Below are 16,650 nucleotides of genomic sequence, written 5' to 3' on the forward strand. Positions count from 1 at the left end.
CGCCCGGTCAAAGGCGCCCCGTGCCGCGTTACTTCTCCTGGAGGGCCGGGGGCTCCTCGAAGTCCGAGCCGGACTTGCCGAGGGTCGCCTCGAACGCCTTCTTGTAGTCGCCGTTCTCCTGGTGCGCTTCGAGGGCGTCCGCGACGGCCTTCTGGAGCGCCTTGTCGCCCTTCTTGAGGCCGACGCCGTACGGCTCCTCGCTGAAGGTGTCGCCGACGACCTTCAGCTTCTTCGGGTTGTCGGCGGCGTAGCCCATGAGAATCGCGTCGTCGGTGGTGACGGCGTCGACCTGGCCGTCGATCAACTGCTTGACGCAGTCCGAGTACTTGGCGAGCTCGGTGACCTTGGCGCCGTACTTCGACTCCTTGATCGTCTGAAGCGGGGTCGAGCCGACGATCGAGCAGACCTTCTTGCCCTTGACGGTGTCCGGGCCCGTGATGTCCTTCTCGTCCTTGCGTACGAGGAGGGAAGCGCCGGCGTCGTAGTACGGTCCCGCGAAGTCGATCTGCTTCTTGCGCTCGTCGTTGATCGTGTAGGTGCCGATCATGAGGTCGACGTCGCCCTTGCGGACCGCCTGCTCGCGGGCGTTGGAGTCGACCGTCTCCCACTTGATCTTCTTCGGCGAGAAGCCGAGGTCGGCGGCGACCATCTTGGCGACCTCGATGTCGAAGCCCGAGTACTCCTTGGTCGACTGGTCCTGGAAGCCCAAGTACGGCTGGTCGGCCTTGGCGCCGATCACCAGCGTGCCGCGCTTCTGCGCCTTCTTGACCACAGGGGAGTCGACGTCGACGTTCTCGGCGACCTTGTAGGTCGGCAGAGCCTTCTTGTCGGTCTTGCCGCCCTGCTCGTCGCCGGCGGAGCCGTCCTTGCCGCCGCAGGCTGCGGTGGCGGCGAGCGCGAGGACCACAGCCGCCGAGGCGGCCGTCTTGCGGAGCTTCATGTGAGTATCCCTTGCTTGGTCTTCTGTAGGCCGGCGTCAGTGGTGGAGGATCTTCGAGAGGAAGTCCTTGGCCCGCTCACTGCGCGGATTGCTGAAGAACTGGTCCGGGGTCGCCTCCTCCATAATCCGCCCGTCGGCCATGAAGACGACGCGGTTGGCGGCGGAGCGCGCGAAGCCCATCTCGTGGGTGACGACGACCATCGTCATCCCCTCACGGGCCAACTGCTGCATGACCTCGAGGACTTCGTTGATCATCTCGGGGTCGAGGGCCGAGGTGGGCTCGTCGAAGAGCATCACCTTCGGGTCCATCGCCAGTGCGCGGGCGATCGCCACACGCTGCTGCTGCCCGCCGGAGAGCTGCGCGGGGTACTTCTGCGACTGGCTGCCGACGCCGACGCGGTCGAGGAGCGCCATCGCCTTCTTCTCGGCCTCGGCCTTGGGTATCTTCCGGACCTTCGTCTGGCCCAGCACCACGTTCTCCAGCACGGTCTTGTGCGCGAACAGGTTGAACGACTGGAAGACCATGCCGACGTCCGAGCGCAGCTTCGCCAACTCCCTCCCCTCCTGGGGCAGGGGGCGGCCGTCGATCGTGATGCTGCCGGAGTCGGTCGTCTCCAGGCGGTTGATGGTGCGGCACAGCGTGGACTTGCCCGAACCCGAGGGGCCGATGACGACGACGACCTCGCCAGGGGCGATGGCCAGGTCGATGTCCTGGAGCACGTGCAGTGCACCGAAGTGCTTGTTGACCCCCTCCAGTACGACCAGCTTCTCCGCCGTCGACTGGGCTCCCGCGGCGTCCTGGGGCACCGATACTTCGCTCATCGGCGTGTAGCTCCGTCCTCGTCGGTTGCGAGGACCCTAGTGAGCTGTCGCCATCAGCGTCATTACATCTGAGCGGAAATTGAGCATAACGATCTGGCCGCAACCGGGCACTCTGGGTGAAGGCCGGCGAGGCGGGTCGTCGGGGTCAAGTCGTCCCGGACGAAGGGGGATCGAGGTCGGTGGGATCTCTCGGGCTCAACCGCCCTTCCGGTGCGAAGGGGGCACAAAGGGGGGAGCGATGCGCCATGCGGGTCGTACCGGTTCGCGCCCGGCAAGCGGTGCACAGGGCACGAGCTCGCTGCTCCGCCAGCCGTACCGGCTGTATAACGGATACCTCCGTGCCACCGGAACCCCCTTGACTCGTCACGCCGGATCGGCGTGGATGCAGTGTCCGCATCCGCGCCTGTACGTCCCCGTATCTCTTCCCACGTACGGGCGCAGTCCTCGGTTCCGGGAAGCGACCCAGGTCACATCCTCCGCGCTGCGGCGCAGGCGCCGCAGCGCGCGCGGGACGGCGCCCCGGGGCGTGGGGCGACGGGGGACCGTGCAAGGCCGTGAAAGGAGGCCGGGACGATGAGACTGCTGCTCGTCGAGGACGACGACCATGTGGCCGCCGCGCTCGCGGCGGTGCTGCGCCGCCACGGCTTCGACGTCGCCCAGGCACGCAACGGCCAGCAGGCGCTCGACCACCTCCTGCCGGGTACCGGCGGCGAACCCTTCGGCGTCGTCCTCCTCGATCTTGGCCTCCCCGACCAGGACGGCTTCGAACTCTGCGGACGCATCCGCGCCACGACGGCCGCGCCGGTGATCATGGTGACGGCGCGGGCGGACGTCCGCTCCCGCATACACGGCCTCAACCTGGGCGCGGACGACTACGTCGTCAAGCCGTACGACACCGGCGAACTCCTCGCCCGCATCCACGCCGTCAGCCGCCGCGCCGCCCCCGAGGAGGGAGGCGGCCACACAGGCGAGGGCGGTGCCGAGGAGCTGCGCCTCGGCCCGCTCGTCGTCAGGACCGCCACCCGGCAGGTCGTCGTCGACGGCGAGGAGGTGCCGCTCACGCGCAAGGAGTTCGACCTCCTCACGCTCCTCGCCCAGCGCCCTGGCGTCGTCTTCCGGCGGGAGCAGATCATCAGCGAGGTCTGGCGCACCAGTTGGGAGGGGACGGGGCGCACCCTGGAGGTCCACGTCGCCTCGCTCCGCTCGAAGCTGCGGCTGCCCACGCTGATCGAGACCGTGCGAGGCGTCGGCTACCGCCTCGCCGCGCCCGAGCAGCACTGAGGTACGGACGTGCGCAGCCGCCTGCTTCCGCTTCTGCTCATCCTGCTCGCCGGGGTGCTGATCGCGCTGGGTTTCCCGCTCGCCGTCAGCCAGGCGGCAGCGGAGCAGCAGCGCGTCGTCGTCGACCGGATCGACGACACGGCGCGCTTCGCGGCGCTCGCCCAGTTCGTGACGGAGGCCGACCGCCAGGGGGAGCGGCTCGCCACCCTCCAGCACGAACTCGACCGGTACCACGAGGTCTACGGCATCCGCGCCGGTGTCTTCTACCGCGACGGTGACGCGATGGCGACCGCGCCCGAGACCTGGAGCGTGCCGCAGAAAGGCGACGGCCGGCGCGCCTTCGCCGAGGCGCTCGCCGGGCGCCGCAGCCACGACCCGCGACAGGTGTGGCCCTGGCAGGACGGGCGCATCGCCGTCGCCTCGCCCGTCACGCGGGACGGCGACGTCGCGGCCGTCGTCCTCACCGACTCGCCGACCGACGCGATGCGTTCCGGCATCCTCCACCGCTGGGTGGTGATCGCCGCGGGCGAGGGCGCGGCGATGCTGCTCGCCGTCGGTGCCGCACTGCGCCTCACCGGCTGGGTGCTCCGCCCGGTGCGCATCCTCGACCGTGCCACGCACGAGATCGCCACGGGAAAGCTCAACTCCCGTGTCGCCGCGTCCGGTGGACCGCCCGAGCTGAAGAGCCTGGCGCGCTCCTTCAACGACATGGCCGACCATCTGGAGGAGGTGCTGGAGCAGCAGCGCGCCTTCGTCGCCGACGCCTCGCACCAGCTACGCAACCCGCTCTCCGCGCTGCTGCTGCGGATCGAGCTTCTCGGGCTCGAACTCCCCGAGGACAGTGCAGAGATGGCGTCGGTACGCGCCGAGGGCAAGCGCCTCGCGCGCGTCCTCGACGACCTCCTCGACCTCGCCGTCGCCGAGCACGGCCCGGCCGACCTCCGCCTCACCGACGTCGCCGAGCAGGCGGCGGAGCGCGCGGCCGGCTGGCTGCCCGTCGCCGAGAGCAAGGGGGTGCGGCTGCGCACCGCGGGGCAGCGGGCCGCGACGGGGTGGGCGGACCCGGTGGCGCTCTCCAGCGCACTCGACGCGGTGATCGACAACGCGGTGAAGTTCACGCCCGAGGGCGGGACGGTCACGGTCCGCACCGAGACGGACGGCGACCGGGTGCGGATCGACGTCACCGACGAGGGCCCGGGACTCGACGCGGACGAACTGGAACGCATAGGCGACCGGTTCTGGCGCAGCGGCCGTCACCAGAACGTCTCCGGCTCGGGCCTCGGCCTCTCCATCGCGCGCGCCCTGCTCGCGGCGGGCGGGGCCGGCATCGAGTTCGGCCCGGCCCGCGAGGGGCTCCCCGCGCCGTGCGGTGACGAACACGCGGACGGAGAGCGGTCGCCGCACTCCGCGGACGACACAGCCGACCAGGCCGGCACAGCCGACGCAGCCGAGCGTCCGGGCCTCCTCGTACGCCTCAGCCTGCCGCGGAACGCACCAACCGGAGCGTGACGATCTGGAAGGGGCGCAGCGTCAACCGCACACGTCCATCGGTGAGTTCGCACCCCGGTGCGTCGGGAGCCGCTCCGAGCGGCCGCTCCAGCAGATCGGCAGCGTACGCCTCCGCGACCTCGAACCCCGGCGTGAGCTCCGCCGCCGCGCGCCCGCCGCGCGCCTCGTAGAGGCGCACGACGACGTCGCCGCTGCGGTCTTCCGCGAGCTTCACCGCCTCGGCGACGACCTCGCCGGGACTGCCCGCCGCGGCTCCGAGCGCCACCAACGGCTCGACCGGCGCCCCCTCGCCGACCACCCTCCGCTCCGGCAGGTTCGCCCAGTGCCCTTCGCGGACGGCGTCCCCGAGCGAGGCGCCCGGGACGAGCGCGTAGGCGAGGCGGTGGCTGCCCTGGTCGGTCTCGGGGTCCGGGTAGCGCGGGGCGCGGAGCAGCGAGAGGCGCAGGGTGGTCGTGTGGCCGCCGTCGGCGCGCACCTCGCGGGTGACGTCGTGCCCGTACGTCGAGTCGTTGACGAGTGCCGCGCCCCAGCCGGGCTCCTCGACGTGGAGCCAGCGGTGTGCGCAGATCTCGAACTGCGCGGCGTCCCAGGAGGTGTTGGTGTGGGTCGGGCGGAAGACATGGCCGAACTGGGTCTCGGAAGCGGAGCGTTCGGCCTTCACGTCGAGGGGGAAGGCGGCCTTGAGGAAGGTCTCGCTCTCGTGCCAGTCGATCTCGGCGGTGAACTCGACGGCGCACTCCTCCGCGCCCAGCGCGATCGTCTGCACCACGCGCGAACCACCGAACGAGCGCTCCACGCGCACCTCAGCGCGCTCGGGCCCGTCCTCGACCAGTTCGACCGCGTCGGCGAGGGTCAGGTCCGCGACCCGGTTGCGGTAGTACTCCTCGACGTCCCAGGCGTCGTAGAACGTGGGGAAGTCGGGGTGGAGTTGGAGGAGGTTGGCCGGGCTTCCCGGGGCGAGCGCCTCGCGGGACGCGGGGGTGTCCGCGTCGGAGACGACGGAGACCACGAGCCCGCGTGCGTCGATCTCGACGCGGATCGGCCCGTTGTCGAGAACCCAACCGCCGTCCGCCCGCCGGGCGGCCTCCACCGCGCCCCGCGCGCCGGAGCGCGGCGCGGCGCCTCCGGCCGCGACGCCGTGGCGGAGGTGGGGTGAACCGTTGAAGACGAGGGTGCGGTCACCCTGCCCGGCGAGCGCCGACTGCGCGCCGGCGACGATCTCCTCCAGCTCGGCGTGGACCCGCGCGTACGTCGCGCGCGCCTCCCGGTGGACCCAGGCGATCGAGGAGCCGGGGAGGATGTCGTGGAACTGGTGGAGCAGTACCGTCTTCCACAACTGCTCCAATTCTTCGTACGGGTAGGCGTATTCGGACGTGCGCACGGCGGCCGTCGCCGCCCACAGCTCCGCCTCGCGGAGCAGCGACTCGCTCCGGCGGTTGCCCTGCTTCGTCTTCGCCTGCGAGGTGTACGTGCCGCGGTGCAGCTCCAGGTAGAGCTCGCCCTGCCAGACGGGGGCGCCCGGGTACTCCGCGTACGCCTCCTCGAAGAACGCCGCAGGCTTCTCCACCTCGACCTTGGGCGAGCCCTCCAGGTTCCGCAGCCGCGCGGCGCGGGCGAGCATCTCGCGGGTCGGACCGCCACCGCCGTCGCCGTGGCCGAACGGGGCGAGGGAGCGGCCGGCGGCGCCCTTCTCGCGGAAGTTGGCTGCGGCGTGGGCGAGTTCGTCGCCCGTGAGCTCGGCGTTGTAGGTGTCGATGGGCGGGAAGTGGGTGAAGACCCTGGTGCCGTCGATCCCTTCCCACCAGAAGGTGTGGTGGGGGAAGGGGTTGGTGCGGTTCCAGGAGATCTTCTGCGTGAGGAACCAGTCGGCGCCCGAGAGGCGCACGAGCTGCGGCAGCGCGGCCGTGTAGCCGAAGGAGTCCGGGAGCCACACCTCGCGTGTCTCGATGCCGAACTCGTCGAGGAAGAACCGTTTTCCGTAGAGGAACTGGCGGGCCATCGCCTCGCCGCCGACCATGTTGGTGTCCGACTCCACCCACATGCCGCCGACGGGCACGAAGCGTCCGTTCTCCACCTGCCGGCGCACCCGCGCGTAGACCTCCGGGCGGTGCTCCCTCAGCCAGGCGAACTGCTGGGCCTGCGACATCGCGAAGACGAACCCAGGGTCCTCCTCCATCAGCGCGACCACGTTCGACGCCGTACGCGCGACCTTCCGCACCGTCTCGCGCAGCGGCCACAGCCATGCCGAGTCGATGTGCGCATGGCCCACGGCACTGATCCGGTGCGCGGAGGCGCGCGCTGGCGCGGATAGCACCTCTGCGAGCTCGGCGCGCGCCGCGGGCGCGGAGCCTGCGACGTCCGCCAAGTCGACGGCGTCGAGGGCGCGTTCGGCCGCGCGCAGCAGCTCCCAGCGACGGGCGTCCGCCACCGGAAGGGACCGCATGAGCGAGTCGGCGACCTCCAGGTCGAGGACGAGCTCCCAGACCTCGGCCGCGAAGACGGCGAGGTCCATCCGCCCCAGCCGGTAGAGCGGCCGGTGGCTCGCCGTAAGCCTGTCGCCCTCGTAGGTGGGCGTGTGCGGGGAGTTGACGACGGGGTTCGAGGCCGCCTCGACGTAGAGCTCGATCTCCTCCCCGCCCACGGCCGAATCGGCCACCCGCACATGGGAGTTCTTCGGATGGAGTCCCTTCACCGGCGCGGCGCCGCCGCCCTCCGCACGCCGATAGACGAGCCCCTCGCACTGGAAGCCCGGCATCTCACGCTCGAACCCCAGGTCGAGCACCGCCTCGACGGGCAGCCCCGCCCACTCCCGCGGCACGCGCCCCCGCACCCGGAACCACGTCGTGCCCCAGGCCGGCCCCCACGCGGAGCCGGCAGCGTCCGGCTCGTACACCGCCTCCAACGCCTCGGCCACGGGCACCGGTTCGCCGGGCGCCTCCCACCGCGCCACCTCCAGCGCGCAGGCTCTGGCGTGGACGGCCGGCCTCAGCCGCTCGTCGAGCACGCGCGTCAACCGGGCCTCGACGGTGGTGCGGTCGTCGTGCATGAGTGAGCTCCTCCGCTACGGCTCCGCCCAGTCTTCCCAGCGGACTCCCGGGCAACCGCAGGCCCCGCCGCCGACTTGCGCCCCGGCAGGCGTCCTCCGGCTCACGGCTTCACGGAGCGGTAGTACCGCTGCGCCCCCTCGTGGAGTGGCAGCGGATCGGTGTAGATGGCGGTGCGCAGATCCACCTTCTGCGCCGCGTGCACCTGCTTGCCTATCTCGTCGCGGTTGCGCAGGACGGCGTGCGTGAGCCCCTCGGTGAGCGACTGGTCGCTGCGGTCCGTCGTCACCAGCAGGTTGGCGATGGCGACGGTCTTCACCGACTCGCCCTGCTGCACCTCGGGATAGGCGTCCGGCGGCATCACGGCCGACCTGTAGTGCCGCGTCTCCGGCTCTTGCTGGTGCAACCTCGGGACGAGGTCGCCGAGTTGGACGAGGCGTATGTCCGTGCGGTCGGCGAGCCGCCGGACGGCGTCGGTCGGCAGGCCGCCCGACCAGAAGAACGCGTCGAGCTCTCCCGCCGCGAGGAGCCCCGGCATCCGGTCGATCCCCGTGTGCACCCTCGTCAGGTCCTCCTCGCCCGCGAGCCCCGCGGCGCGCAGCAGCCGCCCCGCCACGAGGTTCACGCCCGACCGCTCCTCGCCGACGCCGACCCGCAGGCCCCCGAGGTCTTTGGCGCTCTCCACCTTCGAGTCCGCGGGGACGACGAGCTGCATGTAGTCGTCGTAGAGCCGTGCGCACGCCCGCAACCGCTCGGCGCCCGGCCGCTCCTCGTCCCGGTAGGTGGCGACGGCGTCGGCGGCCGCGACGGTGAACTCGGTGTCGCCCGTGGCCACGCTCTCCAGGTTCTGCACCGAGCCCTGGGTGTGGACGAGCCGGAGGTCGACGTCGGGGAGGTCCTTGTCGAGCCGGTCGCGCAGGAGCTTGCCGTACTTCTCGTAGACGCCGGTCCGCACGCCGGTGGCGAAGGTGACGGTGCCGCTCGGCCCTGCCTCCCGCGCCGGCAGCAGCAGCCAGCCGACGACCCCGAGCACCACGGCGCCGACGGCGCACACCCACAGCGCACGCCGCGGGCGGCGGGTGCGCGGTACGGGCGGCGCGGAGCGCCCGGGGCGGCGGAGATCGATCATGCCAACGGATACTGCCAGCCCGGCGACCGAAGGGAAACGCCTGCTTCTGCCGACCGCCCGCACCGGTCCGCAGGACGGGGACCTGAGGGCCGCTCGCACCGCGTACCCTGTCGACTGAGATGACTGCGAAGACTTATGAGCTGCGCACGTTCGGCTGCCAGATGAACGTGCACGACAGCGAGCGGATGGCCGGCCTGCTGGAGGACGCGGGGTACGTGCGCGCACCCGAGAATGCGGACGGCGCAGACGTCGTCGTCTTCAACACCTGCGCGGTACGCGAGAACGCCGACAACCGCCTCTACGGCAACCTCGGCCAGCTCGCGCCGAAGAAGGCGGCACGGCCCGGCATGCAGATCGCCGTCGGCGGCTGCCTGGCGCAGAAGGACCGCGAGACCATCGTGCGCAAGGCGCCGTGGGTCGACGTCGTCTTCGGCACCCACAACGTGGGCAAGCTGCCGGTCCTGCTGGAGCGCGCACGGGTGCAGGAGGAGGCGCAGGTCGAACTCGCGGAGTCGCTCGAGGCGTTCCCCTCGACCCTTCCCACCCGCCGGGAGAGCGCCTACGCGGCCTGGGTCTCCGTCTCCGTCGGGTGCAACAACACCTGCACCTTCTGCATCGTTCCGCAGCTCCGTGGCAAGGAGAAGGACCGCAGGCCGGGCGACATCCTCGCGGAGGTCGAGGCACTCGTCGCCGAGGGGGTCACGGAGATCACCCTCCTCGGTCAGAACGTCAACGCGTACGGCCAGGACATCGGCGACCGCGAGGCGTTCGGCAAGCTGCTCCGCGCCTGCGGCCGCATCGAGGGGCTGGAGCGCGTGCGTTTCACCTCGCCGCACCCCCGCGACTTCACCGACGACGTCATCGCGGCGATGGCCGAGACCCCCAACGTCATGCCGCAGCTCCACATGCCGCTCCAGTCGGGCTCCTCACGCGTGCTGAAGGCGATGCGCCGTTCCTACCGTCAGGAGCGCTTCCTCGGCATCATCGAGAAGGTCCGCGACGCGATGCCGCACGCCGCGCTCTCCACCGACATCATCGTCGGCTTTCCCGGCGAGACGGAGGAGGACTTCGAGGAGACCCTCCACGTCGTCCGCGAGTCCCGTTTCGCGCAGGCCTTCACCTTCCAGTACAGCAAGCGGCCGGGGACGCCGGCGGCCGAGATGGACGGGCAGGTCCCCAAGGAGGTGGTCCAGGAGCGGTACGAGCGACTCGTCGCGCTCCAGGAGGAGATCTCCTGGGAGGAGAACCGCAAGCAGGTCGGCCGCACCGTCGAACTGCTCGTCGCGGAGGGCGAGGGCCGCAAGGACGACACCACGCACCGCCTCTCCGGACGAGCCCCCGACAACCGGCTCGTCCACTTCACCCGCCCCGAAGAACCCGTGCGCCCAGGGGACATGGTCACCGCCGAGATCACCTACGCGGCGCCGCACCACCTCCTCGCCGAGGGCACGGTGGGACCGGTCCGTCGCACCCGCGCGGGCGACGCCTGGGAGCGGCGCCAGGCAGGCCCGGAGGACGACGGGCGCGGGGTGCTCCTCGGGCTGCCGAAGGTCGGCGTCCCCGAGCCCCTGCCGGCGGCGGAGGGCTGCTGCACCACCCACTGAAGCGCTGAGCCCCGTCGCACGCCCGGCAGTTGGTGGCGACGGGGTGCTGCGTGCCGTCGCAAATCGTACGGATAACCCTTCGAGGTAAGGCGCGCTCCCGCTGCCTCACACGACAGGGGGACGGGGAGCCGCTTGCCACCGGAGCCGTTCGCCCTTGCCGCGCCCGGCGTTCGCCGTCGCCGGGCACGGGAAATGCCGCTCCCGGCGTGTGGGCCGCGGGACGCGCTGCCTCTAAGCTGCCCGCCATGCTTGTCGCTGCCGCCGTATGCCCGTGCCCGCCGCTCCTCGTGCCCGAGGTCGCCGCAGGCGCCGCCCACGAGATGGACGCGGCCCGTGCCGCCTGCTACGACGCCCTCGCGGTGCTCGCCGCCGCGCGGCCCGACCGCCTCGTCGTCCTCGGCCCCGCCGAGCAGTTCGCGCGGGGCAGCTACCCGCAGGGCGCTCCCGGCTCGTTCCGCGGGTTCGGCGTCGACCTGGACGTCCGGCTCGGCAAGGGCGCGGCGGAGGGCAGGGAGCTGCCGCCGTCGCTCGCCGTCGGCGCCTGGCTGCTGGAGCGGACGGAGTGGAGTGCGGCACCTGTCGAGGGGCTCGGGGTCGGTGAGCCGCTCGCCCCGGAGCGGTGCGCAGCCGCAGGGCAGGACCTCGTCGGCTCGGGCGCGGGGGACCGCCTCGCGCTCCTCGTCCTGGGCGACGGCTCCAACTGCCGCACCGTCAAGGCCCCCGGCTACTTCGACGAGCGGGCCGCCGCCTTCGACGCCGACGCCGCCCGCGCCCTCGGCGACGCCGACCCGGCCTCCGTTCTCGCTCTCGACGCCGAACTCGCCTACGAGCTGGGCGCGTCGGGGCGCTCGAGCTGGCAGGTGCTCGCCGGCGCGGCACAGGGCGCCGACCTCTCGGGGCGGCTGCTCCACGACGAAGCGCCGTACGGCGTGGGGTACTTCGTCGCCTCCTGGTCGTGAAGGCGGTGCCGGGGCGGTGGTTCAGGCGCCGTCGCCCCGGCGCTCGCCCCCGCTCTGCTCCCCGTCGGTGCCGCGCTGGGCTTCCCCTTCCTTGCCCCGCTCGCCGCCGGACTGCCCGTCCTTACCCTCGTCCGCGTACTTGCCCGCGGCGTCCTTGGCCTTCTGCGCACCGGATTTGATCTGGTCGCTGTACTTGCCCTGGGTGCGTGAGTCGGCCATGTCGGCAGCCTTGTCGACGCCCTGCTGGACCTTGTCCCCGTGCTGCTGAAGCGCGCTCTTCACCTTGTCCATGAAGCCCACGGCGGGTCCCCTCGCTGTCGTTGCGTGCGTTGGTCGTGCACCTTCCGAAGACAATGTACGGACTGGTCGCGCCCTCCGCTTCTCCAGTTGGCGTCAGGTTTCCGTAGCGATCGGCCGCTCGGCCACGGCGGCGGGTGAAGTTTGCGAGACTTTATTGTGTGAACGCCGCCGTGAAGCAGAACCGCCCCGCACCGCCCGTCGTAGCCGTAGTGGGCCCGACGGCAGCAGGAAAGTCCGACCTGGCGACGGAGCTCGCCCTCCGCTTCGGCGGCGAGGTGGTGAACGCGGACTCGATGCAGCTCTACCGCGGCATGGACATCGGCACGGCGAAGCTCACGGCCCCGGAGCGCCGCGAGGTCCCGCACCACCTCCTCGACGTCTGGGAGGTCACCGAGACCGCGAGCGTCGCCGAGTACCAGCGCCTCGCCCGCATGGAGATCGACAGGTTGCGTGCGGCCGGCAGGGTGCCCGTGCTCGTCGGTGGCTCCGGTCTCTACGTACGCGGGGCGATCGACGCGATGGAGTTTCCCGGGACCGACCCGCAGGTGCGCGCCCGTCTGGAGGGGGAGTTGGCCGAGAGCGGCAGCGGACCGCTGCATGCGCGCCTCGCCGCCGCTGACCCGGAAGCGGCCCGCGCCATCCTCCCGAGCAACGGGCGGCGAATCGTCCGTGCGCTGGAGGTCATCGAGATCACCGGCCGGCCGTTCACCGCCAACCTGCCGGGCCACGAGTCCGTCTACGAGACGGTCCAACTCGGCGTCGACGTCCCGCGTCCCGAGCTCGATGCGCGCATCGCGGCGCGCGTCGACCGGATGTGGGAGGCGGGCCTCGTGGCGGAGGTGCGCGAGCTGGAGCGGCGTGGCCTGCGCGAGGGACGCACCGCCTCCCGCGCGCTCGGCTATCAGCAGGTCCTCGCCGCGCTCGCCGGGGCGTGCACCGAGGAGGAGGCACGCGCGGAGACCGTACGCGCCACCAAGCGGTTCGCACGGCGCCAGGACTCCTGGTTCCGCCGCGACCCCCGCGTGCACTGGCTCAGCGGCGCGGAGCAGGATCGCGCACAACTCTTCGGCCGTGCGGCCGCACTTCTCTCAGCGGCGGTCACAGCCTGATCACGTCATGGCATCGGGACGCTCCGGGCGTCAAGGACAGCTGTTCAGGCGTGCCATCATCGAGCTGGTTCCAGGTTGGGCAGCCGCAGTTGGGAGGGCGTGTGGCGATGGTGGCCGGCCCTCGTGACAACGGCGAGGCCCGCACGGACCGCCCCCGTGGGGCGGGCGCCGGCGGGCCCGGTACGGATTACTCCCGGCGGGGCCTCCCCGAGCAGCCGCGTCTCGGCGACGCAGCCCCCGAACCCCTGTCGGCCGAGCCGGAGGGCGGGCAGGACGCCGAGGAGCTGGAGCCGCAGGAGCTCCGCCCACGCCGCAAGCTCCGCGTCTGGCAGCTTGCGCCGATAGTCGTCTTCGCGGCACTCGGCTCCCTGATGTTCGCCTTCCCGCTCGCCTTCGAGCCGGGCGGCAGCTCGGGCGCCGTCGTCTCGATGCTGGGGCTGCTGCTGTGCGGCTGCGCCGCCGGCGGTGCGCTCGTCGCCGCGCGCCGGGTGGGGCACCGGTGGCCGGGGATGCCCGGAGGCGGTGGGCCCGAGCGCGCCGACTGGCGGGCGGTGGCGCTGTACGCGCTCCTCTTCTGCACCGTCGTCGCGCTCGCGGTGCTCCGGATCGCCCGGCTTCGCTGACCTCCGGCCGTGTCCTACGATCGGACGCGTGAGCACTGCGCAGGGCGTTCCGTTCCTCAAGGGGCACGGCACCGAGAACGACTTCGTCATCATCCCCGACCCGGAAGGCGAGTGGCAGCCGACCGCCGCGCAGGTGCGGCTGCTCTGCGATCGCCGTGCCGGAATCGGTGGCGACGGCTTGCTCCGCGTCGTCCGCTCGGCCGCCGACCCAGAGGCTGCCGAACTCGCGGGCGAGGCCGAGTGGTTCATGGACTACCGCAACGCCGACGGCTCCGTCGCCGAGATGTGCGGGAACGGCGTCCGCGTCTTTGCGCACTACCTCTACCGCGCCGGCTTCGTCGGCGAGGGCGGCGTCGCCGTCGCCACGCGCGCCGGGGTGCGCCGGGTCCGCCTCGGCAAGGACGCAGGCGAGGTCACCGTCGCGATGGGGCGTGCGGAGCTTCCCGAGGAGCCGGGCGTGCGTGTGCGGGTCGGCGAGCGCGAGTGGCCCGCACACAAGGTCGGAATGGGCAATCCGCACGCGGTCGCCTTCGTCGACGACCTGGCGCAGGCCGGCCCGCTCACCGAGCCGCCCGTCGTGGAGCCGGCGGCTGCCTACCCCGAGGGCGTCAACGTGGAGTTCGTCGTCGACCGCGGCCCCCGCCACGTCGCCCTGCGGGTGCACGAGCGGGGTTCGGGGGAGACGCGCTCCTGCGGCACGGGCGCCTGCGCCGTGATGGTCGCCGCAGCCCGCAGGGACGGCGCGGACCCGGTGCGCGACGGCTCGACCGCGACGTACACGGTCGACGTGCCGGGCGGCCGCCTCGTCATCTCCGAATTCCCCGACGGCACCGTGGAGATGACCGGGCCCGCAGTGCTCGTCGCTGAGGGGGCGCTCGACGCCGAGTGGCTCGCCGCCGCACGCTGAGCGTCTCGTACGAGCGTCCATGCGCCGTCCCACGTTGGGGTGACGACTTGCTGTCCGACCTCGGAGGACGGCCGAGCGCATACCGCCGGGCGGGTAGCATCGAGCGGCACCAGCACGGGGGAGTCTGCAAGCGGAGGTGCCGATGAGTGCGGTACGCGGACTGCGGAGGATCGGCAGGCTTGCGGTGCTCGCCGGCACCGCGAAGGGAACGCTGCCCGACGCCTTGGAGCACGTGGCGAAGGTCCACAGGGCGCACCATCCCCGAGCCGATCTCGACCCGCTCCGCCGCGCCTACCTCCTCGCCGAGTCCTCCCACCGCGGCCAGATGCGCAAGAGCGGCGAGCCGTACATCACCCACCCGCTCGCCGTCACCCTCCTCCTCGCCCAACTCGGCGCCGGTACGACGACGTTGACGGCGTCGCTGCTCCACGACACCGTCGAGGACACCGAGCTGACACTCGACCAGGTGCGAGAGGAGTTCGGCGCGGAGGTGGGCCACCTCGTCGACGGCGTCACGAAGTTGAAGAAGGTCGACTACGGCTCGGCCGCCGAGTCGGAGACCTTCCGCAAGATGCTGGTCGCCAGCGGCAGCGACGTGCGCGTCATGTCGATCAAGCTCGCCGACCGCCTCCACAACATGCGCACCCTCGGCGTGATGCGCCCGGAGAAGCAGGCCCGGATCGCCACGGTCACCAGGGACGTCCTCATCCCGCTCGCCGAGCGGCTCGGAGTGCAGGCGCTCAAGAGCGAGCTGGAGGACCTCGTCTTCAAGGTCCTCCACCCCGAGGAGTACGCGCGAGCCCGCGAGTTGATCGAGACGCACACGGAGCGCCCCGACCCGCTCACCGGCATCGCGTCCGCGGTGCGCCGGGTGCTCGGCGAGGCCGGAGTGGCGGCGCAGGTGCTGATCAGACCGCGCCACACCGTCTCGGTCCACCGGTTGGTGCGCAAGCGGGGCGAGTTGGGCGAGTGCGACCTCGCGCGCCTGCTGGTGCTCGTGGAGGAGGACGCCGACTGCTACGCCGTCCTGGGCGAGCTGCACACCTGTTTCACGCCGCTGATCAGTGAGTTCAAGGACTTCATCGCGGCGCCGAAGTTCAACCTCTACCAGTCCCTGCACACCGCGTTCGCCGACGAGTGCGGCCGGGTCGTCGAGGCCCTCGTACGCACCCGGCGGATGCACCGCGTGGCCGAGGCAGGCGTCGTCGCGCTCGGGGACCCGGACACCGAGCCCGCGGCGGAGGACGGCGAAGGGGCCGAGCGCGCCGACCCGACGCGGCCAGGCTGGCTGCGCCGGTTGCTGGAATGGCAGAGCCACGCCCCCGACCCCGACACCTTCTGGGACGAGCTGCGCGAGGAGCTCGCACAGGACCGCGAGATCACCGTCTACTGCGTCCCCCAGAGCGCCGACGGTCCGCTGGAGCTCGCCGGCGGACTCCCCCTTCCGGAGGGGGCGAGCTGCGTCGACGCCGCCTACGCGGCGCTCGGTGAGGCCGCGCACCGGTGCATCGGCGCCCGCGTCAACGGCCGCCTGGCGCCGCTCCATACGGTTCTCCAGGACGGCGACGCCGTGCAACCGATCCTGGAGACCGACCACTCCGAGGCCCACACCGCCTCAGGACCCTCCCCCGAGTGGCTGCACCATGCCCGCACCCCCGGGGCGCGCATCGCCATCCGTCAGTGGCTGTCGACGCACGGCCCGAGCGCGGAACCGCTCCCCGCGACCTCTCCTGAGGGCATCACTCCGCAGCCGACGCCCGCGGCCGAACTCGAGGCGGAGGACGCCCCCGAGATCGCGGACCGCCCCGAGGCACCGGTACGGCTCGCGGGGTGCTGCACCCCGGTGCCGGCCGACGCCGTCACCGGTTTCGCCGTCCGCGGCGGCGGGTTCACCGTCCACCGCGAGAGCTGCCAGGCCGCGGTGCGCATGACCTCGGCCGGGCGCTCCGCCTTCCCCGTCCGCTGGCGCAGGGGGGCGGCCGGGTGCCGGGTCACGCTCCGTGCCGAATCGTTCGGCCGCGCGCACCTCCTCGCCGACCTCACCGAGGTGATCGCGGCCGCGGGTGCCCGTGTCCTCGCCGCCGAGGTCGAGCCCCCGCGCGAGCAGCGCGTGCGCCACACCTACACGCTGCAACTCCCCGACGCCGCAGAGCTTCCGGAGCTGATGCGCGCGATGCGCCGGGTCCCGGGCGTCTACGACGTCTCGCGGGCCGCCCCCACTCCGGCCGACCGCTGAGCGCGCGTACGGGGCAGGGCCGTGCAAATCCGGGTGACTCCGCGGAGGCGACGTGCCACCATCGGTCGGGCCGCCCCAGGGGCGGCAGGAGCGGCCGGCGCGGGGAATCATCCCGCCCGCTCGGGCGTTCCTGTAGCACGGGGTGGTGCCCGCCGACGGTCACCGCCGTATCGCTCGGCCGGAGCCG

Annotated in this window: 13 protein-coding genes; 8 read left to right on the forward strand and 5 right to left on the reverse strand. The window is 72.2% G+C overall.

Annotated elements, in window-relative coordinates; all coding sequences use genetic code 11:
• Nucleotides 1-28: 28 nt before the first annotated feature.
• Both F603_RS0117410 and F603_RS0117415 read right to left on the reverse strand, forming a co-directional pair.
• A complete protein-coding gene (locus tag F603_RS0117410; protein ID WP_019547260.1) occupies nucleotides 29-940 on the reverse strand; it encodes a glutamate ABC transporter substrate-binding protein in 912 nt (303 codons plus the stop codon).
• Nucleotides 941-976: 36 nt separating this feature from the next.
• A complete protein-coding gene (locus F603_RS0117415; RefSeq protein WP_019547261.1) occupies nucleotides 977-1,762 on the reverse strand; it encodes an amino acid ABC transporter ATP-binding protein in 786 nt (261 codons plus the stop codon).
• A gap of 573 nt (nucleotides 1,763-2,335) precedes the next feature.
• Here F603_RS0117415 and F603_RS0117420 point away from each other — a divergent pair.
• Entirely contained in the window at nucleotides 2,336-3,043 is a 708-nt protein-coding gene (locus F603_RS0117420; RefSeq protein ID WP_019547262.1) for a response regulator transcription factor, read from the forward strand.
• A 9-nt stretch (nucleotides 3,044-3,052) separates the two neighbouring features.
• Nucleotides 3,053-4,552: a sensor histidine kinase gene (locus tag F603_RS0117425; protein WP_019547263.1), complete on the forward strand. Its 1,500-nt coding sequence runs from the start codon at nucleotides 3,053-3,055 to the stop codon at nucleotides 4,550-4,552.
• Here the strand turns inward: F603_RS0117425 and F603_RS0117430 are convergent.
• On the reverse strand, nucleotides 4,518-7,598 hold the full coding sequence (locus F603_RS0117430; protein WP_019547264.1) for an alpha-mannosidase: 3,081 nt from the start codon (nucleotides 7,596-7,598) through the stop codon (nucleotides 4,518-4,520). The genes F603_RS0117425 and F603_RS0117430 overlap by 35 nt on opposite strands.
• Before the next feature lie 101 nt (nucleotides 7,599-7,699).
• Nucleotides 7,700-8,725 carry a TAXI family TRAP transporter solute-binding subunit gene (locus tag F603_RS0117435; RefSeq protein ID WP_019547265.1) on the reverse strand — a complete coding sequence of 342 codons (1,026 nt, stop codon included), beginning with the start codon at nucleotides 8,723-8,725 and terminating at the stop codon, nucleotides 7,700-7,702.
• A 119-nt stretch (nucleotides 8,726-8,844) separates the two neighbouring features.
• Here F603_RS0117435 and miaB point away from each other — a divergent pair, with 119 nt between their 5' ends.
• Together miaB and F603_RS0117445 are read left to right on the forward strand one after the other, a co-directional pair.
• Nucleotides 8,845-10,329 (forward strand): tRNA (N6-isopentenyl adenosine(37)-C2)-methylthiotransferase MiaB, encoded by a 1,485-nt coding sequence (gene miaB, locus F603_RS0117440; RefSeq protein WP_019547266.1) that lies wholly within the window; start codon nucleotides 8,845-8,847, stop codon nucleotides 10,327-10,329.
• A 245-nt stretch (nucleotides 10,330-10,574) separates the two neighbouring features.
• Nucleotides 10,575-11,288: a class III extradiol dioxygenase subunit B-like domain-containing protein gene (locus F603_RS0117445; RefSeq protein ID WP_019547267.1), complete on the forward strand. Its 714-nt coding sequence runs from the start codon at nucleotides 10,575-10,577 to the stop codon at nucleotides 11,286-11,288.
• Nucleotides 11,289-11,309: 21 nt separating this feature from the next.
• Here F603_RS0117445 and F603_RS0117450 read toward each other — a convergent pair whose 3' ends face one another.
• Nucleotides 11,310-11,579 carry an antitoxin gene (locus F603_RS0117450; RefSeq protein ID WP_245600819.1) on the reverse strand — a complete coding sequence of 90 codons (270 nt, stop codon included), beginning with the start codon at nucleotides 11,577-11,579 and terminating at the stop codon, nucleotides 11,310-11,312.
• Nucleotides 11,580-11,746: 167 nt separating this feature from the next.
• Here F603_RS0117450 and miaA point away from each other — a divergent pair, with 167 nt between their 5' ends.
• From miaA to F603_RS0117470, 4 genes are all read left to right on the forward strand, one after another.
• Nucleotides 11,747-12,697, forward strand: coding sequence for a tRNA (adenosine(37)-N6)-dimethylallyltransferase MiaA (gene miaA, locus F603_RS0117455; RefSeq protein WP_019547269.1), 951 nt, complete (start codon nucleotides 11,747-11,749; stop codon nucleotides 12,695-12,697).
• Nucleotides 12,698-12,798: 101 nt separating this feature from the next.
• Nucleotides 12,799-13,320, forward strand: coding sequence for a hypothetical protein (locus F603_RS0117460; protein ID WP_019547270.1), 522 nt, complete (start codon nucleotides 12,799-12,801; stop codon nucleotides 13,318-13,320).
• A gap of 28 nt (nucleotides 13,321-13,348) precedes the next feature.
• Entirely contained in the window at nucleotides 13,349-14,227 is an 879-nt protein-coding gene (gene dapF / locus F603_RS0117465; RefSeq protein ID WP_019547271.1) for a diaminopimelate epimerase, read from the forward strand.
• A 142-nt stretch (nucleotides 14,228-14,369) separates the two neighbouring features.
• A complete protein-coding gene (locus tag F603_RS0117470; RefSeq protein ID WP_019547272.1) occupies nucleotides 14,370-16,463 on the forward strand; it encodes a RelA/SpoT family protein in 2,094 nt (697 codons plus the stop codon).
• Nucleotides 16,464-16,650 lie beyond the last annotated feature (187 nt).

The organism is Streptomyces sulphureus DSM 40104 (assembly GCF_000381025.1).
Classification (GTDB): domain Bacteria; phylum Actinomycetota; class Actinomycetes; order Streptomycetales; family Streptomycetaceae; genus Streptomyces; species Streptomyces sulphureus.

Excerpts from the sequence above, each read along its gene's own strand:
- F603_RS0117410 (WP_019547260.1), bottom strand. The coding sequence starts at position 940 with ATGAAGCTCCGCAAGACGGCCGCCTCGGCGGCTGTGGTCCTCGCGCTC.
- F603_RS0117415 (WP_019547261.1), bottom strand. The coding sequence starts at position 1,762 with ATGAGCGAAGTATCGGTGCCCCAGGACGCCGCGGGAGCCCAGTCGACG.
- F603_RS0117420 (WP_019547262.1), top strand. The coding sequence starts at position 2,336 with ATGAGACTGCTGCTCGTCGAGGACGACGACCATGTGGCCGCCGCGCTC.
- F603_RS0117430 (WP_019547264.1), bottom strand. The coding sequence starts at position 7,598 with ATGCACGACGACCGCACCACCGTCGAGGCCCGGTTGACGCGCGTGCTC.
- F603_RS0117435 (WP_019547265.1), bottom strand. The coding sequence starts at position 8,725 with ATGATCGATCTCCGCCGCCCCGGGCGCTCCGCGCCGCCCGTACCGCGC.
- miaB (WP_019547266.1), top strand. The coding sequence starts at position 8,845 with ATGACTGCGAAGACTTATGAGCTGCGCACGTTCGGCTGCCAGATGAAC.
- F603_RS0117445 (WP_019547267.1), top strand. The coding sequence starts at position 10,575 with ATGCTTGTCGCTGCCGCCGTATGCCCGTGCCCGCCGCTCCTCGTGCCC.
- F603_RS0117450 (WP_245600819.1), bottom strand. The coding sequence starts at position 11,579 with ATGGACAAGGTGAAGAGCGCGCTTCAGCAGCACGGGGACAAGGTCCAG.
- F603_RS0117470 (WP_019547272.1), top strand. The coding sequence starts at position 14,370 with ATGAGTGCGGTACGCGGACTGCGGAGGATCGGCAGGCTTGCGGTGCTC.